Source organism: Halorientalis regularis (assembly GCF_023698535.1).
In the GTDB taxonomy this organism is placed as follows: Archaea; Halobacteriota; Halobacteria; order Halobacteriales; family Haloarculaceae; genus Halorientalis; species Halorientalis regularis.
Window position 1 is genome coordinate 1 of record NZ_JALJCL010000033.1, and the last position, 8,020, is coordinate 8,020.

The 8,020-nt window shown below is 54.8% G+C and carries 6 protein-coding genes; 3 read left to right on the top strand and 3 right to left on the bottom strand.

Going from position 1 to position 8,020, the window contains the following annotated elements:
- The 3 genes from MU521_RS21120 to MU521_RS21130 all read right to left on the bottom strand — a co-directional run.
- Nucleotides 1-539, bottom strand: a 539-nt coding sequence (locus MU521_RS21120; protein WP_490166462.1) for a nuclease/transposase family protein, incomplete at its 3' end; no start/stop codon positions are given.
- A 239-nt stretch (nt 540-778) separates the two neighbouring features.
- Entirely contained in the window at nt 779-3,073 is a 2,295-nt protein-coding gene (locus tag MU521_RS21125) for an efflux RND transporter permease subunit (RefSeq protein ID WP_092695754.1), read from the bottom strand.
- A 12-nt stretch (nt 3,074-3,085) separates the two neighbouring features.
- Nucleotides 3,086-4,741 (bottom strand): COG1361 S-layer family protein, encoded by a 1,656-nt coding sequence (locus MU521_RS21130; protein WP_092695756.1) that lies wholly within the window; start codon nt 4,739-4,741, stop codon nt 3,086-3,088.
- A 246-nt stretch (nt 4,742-4,987) separates the two neighbouring features.
- Between MU521_RS21130 and MU521_RS21135 the strand changes: the two genes are divergently transcribed.
- From MU521_RS21135 to MU521_RS21145, 3 genes are all read left to right on the top strand, one after another.
- Entirely contained in the window at nt 4,988-5,614 is a 627-nt protein-coding gene (locus tag MU521_RS21135; RefSeq protein WP_092695758.1) for a TetR/AcrR family transcriptional regulator, read from the top strand.
- A 567-nt stretch (nt 5,615-6,181) separates the two neighbouring features.
- The gene (locus MU521_RS21140; RefSeq protein WP_139171231.1) at nt 6,182-6,868 is read left to right on the top strand and encodes a hypothetical protein; all 687 of its coding nucleotides are present in this window, start codon (nt 6,182-6,184) and stop codon (nt 6,866-6,868) included.
- A gap of 614 nt (nt 6,869-7,482) precedes the next feature.
- Nucleotides 7,483-8,020, top strand: a 538-nt coding sequence (locus MU521_RS21145; RefSeq protein WP_490166463.1) for a nuclease/transposase family protein, incomplete at its 3' end; no start/stop codon positions are given.

Consider the following 8,020-nt stretch of genomic DNA (forward strand, 5'->3'; position numbering starts at 1 on the left):
TCGGACTCCACGTCCCGCTTGCAGTGGACGTGAAGCACCCAGTCGCCGTCGTGATAGTGCAGTTCCGCACCCGTTGTTTCATACTTGTCTGAAAAGAGGTACTCCGAGTGCGGCGTGTCGCTATCCTTGTCGGGCAGTACGTAATCGGCTTCGATGCGACCGTCGGTCGTAGCGAGACTCACGTAGTCGTCGTGGAACGTCGCAGTGCGGTGGTCGTAGACGACGTGTGGGCTGGTGAACGTGGGTTTGGACGCTTTCTTGCCTTGCTTCCAGCGTTCAACGACGCTTTTGCAGGCTTCAGCGGCCTTGTTCCGAGCGGCTTGCACCAGTCCACCGTTGAAGCCATCTGTGGCTTCTCGCACATCGTCGTAGGTCTCGTCATCCAGCGTGGTCTTGCTGGTGGTGACGTACTCGCCTTGGAAAGCGTGGTCTACGACGTATTGAGCGCACCAGAGGACGGTGTCTACGGTGTCTTCGAGGAGTGCGGCGTCGTCACTGTCTACATCGAGCGCAACGGGGACAGTACGCCGCACCTCCATATCTTATATGTAGCACGGGTAATTCTTAAACATTTGGGAGTCGGCCTGCTACTGGAGCGTGGTTTGATTCCCAGTTGTCGGCTTCATTCCACGGCTAAAGCCGTGGGTTTTCGCCTCGTGTTTTCTATAACCATGGCGACTGGGCCGCCAGCGACGCCACGCCCCTGTTTGACGCCGTGGGCGTCCCGGCCGAGCAGGGCACTGCAATCGAGGGCGATCGATAAATCACGCTGTGCTGTCTATTCATTTCTCTGGTCAATCACTTGGCTTTGGGCCGGTTCTGCAGTCCGAAGCTCTGCAATCGTATCAGCGAGACGGCCCAGAACAACCAGCGTTGGTGGCAGTGTTGCGATGGCCGCCACGAGCGTCAGGAAGATGACGCCAACGGTGAGAAAGCCAAAGTCTGCGAGCATCGGGAACGGTGAGAGCGTCAGGGCTGAGAACCCGAAGATCGTCGTCAGACCAGAGACGCTAATGGCTTTGCCAACGCGTGCACCAGCCGTCTCAACAGCATCGAGACGTGAGATTCCCGCCTGCTTGACTTCCTCAAAGTATCGCTCCATGACGATGATCGTATACTCTGCGCCGATGCCAACAGTCATCGCACCGAGCGATGCGCCTAACGGCGACACTGGAATCGAGAGGGCGGCCATATAGAGATTCTGCCACCCGATTACGAACAGCATCGGAACCAATGGCGCAACTGCCCGGAGCAGATTCCGGTAATAGAGCAATAGGGCTACAAAAACAAGTACAACCCCGAGACCGGTGGTGAAGTTACGCTGTTCGATCTGGGAGACGATTGCTGGAGTTGCGGCTGCTGCTTGGCCAGTGAGTTCAGCCTCAACACCAGCCGGTGGTTGACTCAGAGCCGTTGCTTTTTCCACATTATCGAGGAGGTCCAGTTGCTCCTGGGTGTTCATATTCTGGGCCCCGATAACGGTGATATGGGCATACCCATCCTTGTAGAAGCGCTGTTTCTCTCCTACTGGAATCTGATCGAGAGTTTGATCAACGCCAGCCTCAGTTTCGGGGAGTGTGCCGTTATTATACTCCTTAATCATCGTTGCTGGCGTCTCCATTCCGGTGATCAAGGGTTTCCCGACAGCCACAGCGCGATAACGCTCCATCCAGCGTAATGTCTCTGGGTCTTGGAGTTGGTCGCCGCTCACCAGGACACTGTACTGCACGCTGCTGCCACCGCCAGTTTCTGACCGGAACTGCTGCAGATCGGTCAGCGCAGGGAGATCCTGTGGAATGAAATCTTCCGTATCAGCAACGGTATCCAAATCAGACCCTGCATAGAAGCCACCCGTTGTGAGGACGAGAGCGATCCCAAGGACGGCAAACGGATGCGACGCCATAACGCGGGAAATCCGGCCAAGGATTTGCCCCATCGTGCCAATATCAGCGGACGCGGTTGACGCAGCGTCGTGGGTTTGCTGGTCGTTGGTATCTGGCGATGGTGGTGTGTCAGACGAGGCCTCATCCGGCCTCCGCCACCGTGTATACAGCGTTAGCAGTGGCAGCAATATCAGTATCGCAGCGACAAATGTGAGGAGGACGCCGAAGATCGAGGTTTGGGCGAACCAGACAAAGGCCGGTGTTCCAATTGTCGAGAACCACGTGGCCCCAAACCCGAGGGCAGCTGCGATGACAGCGATCAAGACCGGTGGGCCGATGCCACCCAATGCCTTTGGCAGTGCCTCTTTTGGCGGACCGTCGCTGAGTTCTTCTTCATACCGTTCATGGAACTGCACAGAGTAGTCGATGCCCAATCCAATAAGAATCGGAAAGACAGCGCTCGTCAGCGTCGAGTTTGGGACACTAGTATATCCCATTGCGCCGAACGTCCAGATGACCCCCGTAAACACAGCGACGATCGGGAGGAGGCGCAGTCGGACCCCGCGGAATAAGAAGAATAGAGCAATAATCATCAACCCAACTGCCAACCCCAGCAGCTGTTGCGTACTCTGCTGAATCAGTGCGGAGAGCTGGGCTGAGAAGGCTGGTTGGCCTGTGATTGTGACTTCGATGTCACTCGGGAACTGCGCCCAGTCACGTGCCTCCGTTGCCCGCGTATAGACTGGTCGGGTTTCCTGCTGGCTCAGGTCGGTGCTGAGCACGGTGGTCACAATTGTCGAGTCCGATGTTCCAATGACCGCCCTGATTTTGGCTTGTGAATCCGGAATGCGTCCATACTCACGCCGGACGCGATCAGCAGGGCTGATCACCCGTTCGACGTTCTCAGTCTGTGAGAGCCGGCGGTCATACCGATCGATTGCCCGCATTGTTGCGGGCTCGGACACATCACCCCGGACCAGGGTCGCCATACTTCCCCGGTCAAACGTCTTCTGATAGGTGTCGAGTGTCGGATTGCTGCCGACAAATGCTTCATTTCCAGTGACGCTTTCAATCTGTGCAGCGCCGGTGATTGCAACGCCAACCAAGCCGATTGCGAACAGTAGCGTGAGGACTGGCCGGGCCTGAATAGTCTGGCCTAACTGCCGGAAGAGATCTCGAAGGTCCCACATTGGTGGTGCTTCTTACCTCCGTCTGTAGACAAGGAAGCCACCAACGAGCACAATCCCGCCTGCAAGGATACCAGCCGGGAGGAAGGGAATCCCACCAGACGATGATTCTTTGACAGGGACACCCACTGACAGCGAACCACTAAAGCGTGTATCGCCGTCTTGTTCGTCATATCGAACCTCAATCGACGAACTATAGGACTTGTTGAGTGCATCGCCTGTGGCGCTCACCTGGAATGTTGCAGACACGGTTTCGTTCGGTTCGATTGTCCCAAGGTAGGCGCCATCATCGGACGCCGAAAGTGGGTCGCTCGTGAAGAGTTTCGCATTCGCATTTTCCACTGGCTGGGAGCCAGTATACCGAAGGTCAACGGTGAGTGTGTCGCTCCCACCAGGGGCTACCGACGTATTCACACCAACGACTTCGAACCGGTCGCGCTCTGGCCCGATCTGAAGCGATTTTCTGATTGGGGTTGAGGTCGTGAGGACATCTCCATCGGCGTTTTCATACTCGACAGTGAAGCTAAACGACTGGGAACCCGGTTCTGCCGCTGCAGGGATGTCGACAGTGAATGAGACCGGTGCTGCCTCACCGGGGCCGAGATCACCGACTGCAGCCTCACCGTTTGTGATACTGATCCCTTGTTTTTGATTCATTTGGACAACGGCGTTACGGACCGTTCCACTGCCCGGGTTGACTATTTCGCCCTGAATCGTTGCTTCTGGTTCGTCAACGCGGAAATCCGTCGTGGACAAGCCCTGCAGTGTGAATTTGCGTTCCGATTTGATGATTAATCCCGTCTGTAGCCGATCCGACGTTTCAGGTATTCCGTTCACGTTCTCGTACTCAGCTGTTACTGCAATTGGGTACGTCCCAGCTGAGACATCAGTGCTAGCACCCACCTGTGTCGAAATGCGACGTGTCTCGTTTGGTGCAAGCGATGAGAGATACGCTGAGGTTGTCTGTGAGGGGCTCGACCCTTTCCCGAAGTACACACCCGATGTCTGCGTCGAGAGCGTTACGCGTGTATCGGTCGCTTCTCTGGTCCCCGTGTTTTTGATCGACAGTGCAAAGCCACCGTTGTCGCCTGCGTGGACAGCATTGGTGTCAGTCTCGACGATGCTAAACTGTGGTTTGTCCTCGATTGTGATGGTGATGTATTTGATCTCGTCTTGTTGAGATCTCGCCCGTTCTGTATCACGATACGGCCCATACGTGATTGCACGAGTGTGCTCATACGAGATCTTGACGGGGATCCGATACGTCCCTGGCTTTGCGTCACCGATCTCAAGTTGGTACTGTAGTGGTACGGTCCCCCCACTAGCTAGCCTGCTGACAATCTGCGATCCCGTCTTGACCTCAATCGGCGCATCAATCCGATCCTCTAATACTTCAATCCGCATGTTACGCGCCGTTTGGACTTCTTGTTCGTAGCCCGGCTCCCCACCATTGCGGATTTCGCCATCGTTGGTGACACTCAGTGAGAGTGTCTGTGATGAACTTGCCTCAAATGTGGCATCTGGCGAGGAAATACTGATTTCTGGCTCGCCTGTGACGAGATTCTCTGCGGCTGCCGCCGGAAGTGGTATTGTTGACAGTGCAACAAGCACTGCGATCAGAATGGTCGCGTGTCGTGACGAGATGGGTGATTGTATCGATGTATGTGACATCTGGTGTCGATGGATAAGTCGCGGATTCGTTTATGTCTGTATACCGATACAGGTTGGGAAGCTCACTGTAAAGGTGCTTGTATACTCAGCTACCCGAGTATGAGTTACTGCGAAATGGCTGATTTGAGATGGCGGCCATGACTGTGACAAGACTAACAAACGTTCGGTTGGTGAAAAACCTTTATATTCAGTATCGTCGAACTATCGATCGGAATCTTCACAACCGCATTTCCCGAGGGTTATAATATGGTTTCGGACGATCTCTTTGCTGATCCGCCGGAAGACACTCAAGAAGAGATACTACAGGCCGCATTTGAAGTCTTGCAGGAGCAGGGGTATTCTGGACTCTCCATCCAGCGTATTGCAAATAAAGTCGGTTTGCAGAAAGCATCCATATACCATCATTATTCTGATAAAGACGATCTTTTGCTATCATTTGTAGATCATATCCTTGATAGAATGGAATCCGATCTGATTCGAACAGCAGATGTTTCGCCCAAAACGCAGTTAGAGAGTATTTTAGATAGTTTACTATTAGATGAGAGAGCCAGCACATCTGCCGTAGAAATATCGCCACCATCTGATGACTTACTCAGAGTCTTCATTCAGATCCGGGCCCAAGCCACGCACAACTCCGACTATCAAGACCGGATTGCAGCGATCGACGAACGTCATGAGGAACACCTAGCAGCGATTATTCAGCGTGGAATTGATGCCGGAGAATTCCGAAATGTCGATCCAAATCAAGTCGCGACGGCGCTGAATACGTTCATTCTCGGTTCCTTTTCACAACGAGCAACCAGAACCCAAGTATCTTTAGAACCAGTTCACAAGAGTATATACTCGTACCTTGAAAATTCGGTCTATGTATAATTTGGATAGATGCCGCTGTGTAGGTAGTGCGTTTGGAAAAAACGAGGAATTCTCGGTTCGGGTGTCCATGTTACTGCAAGAACGCCTCTGAAAGAGCTAGCGGTAGAATATCCGAATATTTGGGACCGCGAGCAGACAACGACGCCCAGCCATGGGTTGCCCAAATACACATAGCCCCGCGTTCACGAGCGAGCGCGCCCGTACTACGAAGACGCCGTGCCCGTACACGATTCCTCATGCCACCCGCGTCCGTGCCGTGGCCTACCAGGTGGCAACCCAACACCCAGCCACTGTCGATCAAGAACTCTTGGCCGCGGCCGCGTGGTGCCACGATATCGGCCGCTCACGCGAACGCGGCGGCAAGGTCAACGACCCTGGCGACTTGGCCGTCAGCAACGCCATACGCCTGCTCAACGCCAAGGATGTCCCAGCCGAGCAAGGTAAGGGTGTCCACGGACGTAGTGTGAATCACCTCGGGGTCAAGCCCCGGGGTATTCTCCTTGCATTCTGTAAAATCGTTCTTTGAGTTTAACACGATGTTTTATTTGTGGGCTTCAACGGCCGAATATGAAGCGACGGACGGTTCTAGCCGGGTTCGGTACCGCACTCCTCACAAGTGGCTGTCTCGGTCAGACACAATCCAAGAATACACCCACCGGCGACGGCCCACAGCCCGCGGACACGCCATCAAGGACACCTGAGCCTAGTCCAACCACGCCTGATGACCCCGCCACCGAACAGCCCTCTGACGACTTCCGCACTATCGATTGTCCATCCTTCCGAGACGCCGACGTAACTGTCTGTGCGCAGACCGACAACTACCCGATCATGCTGCAGCCCACCTCAACCACCTACCAAGTGGTACAGGGCAACAGTACGATCGAGACGCTCGATCTCACGCTCTCGAATACCAGTGACCATAGCTTTGGCTTCAATCCCCACGACTGGCGGCTTGACCGCTACTCTGGCGACGGCTGGACTAAAGTCGCCCCCGAAGGAGTGGCTGAGCCCTGGACGAATGTCGCCCCGAATGGGCAGTATGAATACGAGCTAACAACCCAGCAACATCCCTCTCCTGCAAACGGGCCCCACCAGATCGATGTGGACCTGACGAGTGATGTGTACGCCCTCTCCATAGTCGGGAACTGGGACACAGGTAGGAATGGCAAACGCATCGAGTGTATCGCACTTATTAACGTGGTCGTCATGTCGAAGGAGAGCTGGCCAACACCGACTCCCACGCCCGACCCGTAGCCCTCACAACGGGACAGCAACGACAATCGTCGCCAGAGTTGGGGTGGCTAGTCAGCAAGAACGATCAGAGGTTGGTAGACACGGCCTCTGGACTGAACGGCGTTCTACAGCCAAATATCAGGGATTTACTAGTTCTGCGACGACCGGTATCTATTTCTCACAACACAACTGCACGCTTTGTCTCAATATCGAGAGGCAGTCCACACCTTGGGGGGATTATATCGACCTATTGCCGAGCGACATAGGTCGCGACCGCAAATGCGACCCCACCAGCCATCCCCGGCACCAGCGACTGCCTCACAGGATCATTGAACAAGAGCGTCTCCAGTGTAACCCAGCAGACACTCCAGAGCGCGACCACCAACGGGATATAGAGCCAGGGAGACTCGGTCCAATACGGCACTCGTTGAGGCATCGACCGTCTATCTTGATACAGCGAGAGAATCCCCGCCCTTCCCGTGAGGGACGAGTGTTCCGACGTGTCGGAACCGAGGACCGAACAGGGCGGGCGTGAATCGCTACGCTCCGCTACCCAGCCGACAGTGTTTCTTCCGGCAGGATATTCCACGCCGACCCGAAAGATCAAGTCATTGTACTTTCATAGGCTATGTATAGTGAATCTGGTCACGACACGCACCATTACAGCGGCGCTCACTAACGACCGTGAGCGTGTCGTGCAAGACCTGAATTCACTCGCCCGTTCCGGCAGTAAAATCTGGAATGTAGCTCGATGGACTGCTGGCCGCATCTGGGACGCAACCGGTGAAATACCCGACGAAGGACCGCTCAAGTCCTACATGAAAAACCAACCGTGCTGGAGAGATTTGAACGCCCAATCAAGTCAGGCAATCGTCGAAGAATTGGCTGGCGCTTTCCAGTCCTGGTTCGAACAAGACAACTCAGATGCGAATCCACCGGGATACCGCAAACACGGTGACGAACGACCACGCTCAACAATCACGTTCAAAGAAGACGGCTTCAAACTCGACACCAAACACCAGCAGGTCCGTCTCTCGAAAGGCAAGAACCTGAAAGACGGGTGGAGCGACTTCATCCTTTGCGAATACGACACCGGGCCAGACGCAGACCTGACTGCTGTCGAAGACGTACAACAGGTCCGCATCGTCTGGAACGGCGACCACTGGGAACTCC

Bases quoted from the DNA above. Each gene is read 5' to 3' on its own strand.
- MU521_RS21125 (WP_092695754.1), bottom strand. From the start codon at position 3,073: ATGTGGGACCTTCGAGATCTCTTCCGGCAGTTAGGCCAGACTATTCAG.
- MU521_RS21130 (WP_092695756.1), bottom strand. From the start codon at position 4,741: ATGTCACATACATCGATACAATCACCCATCTCGTCACGACACGCGACC.
- MU521_RS21135 (WP_092695758.1), top strand. From the start codon at position 4,988: ATGGTTTCGGACGATCTCTTTGCTGATCCGCCGGAAGACACTCAAGAA.
- MU521_RS21140 (WP_139171231.1), top strand. From the start codon at position 6,182: ATGAAGCGACGGACGGTTCTAGCCGGGTTCGGTACCGCACTCCTCACA.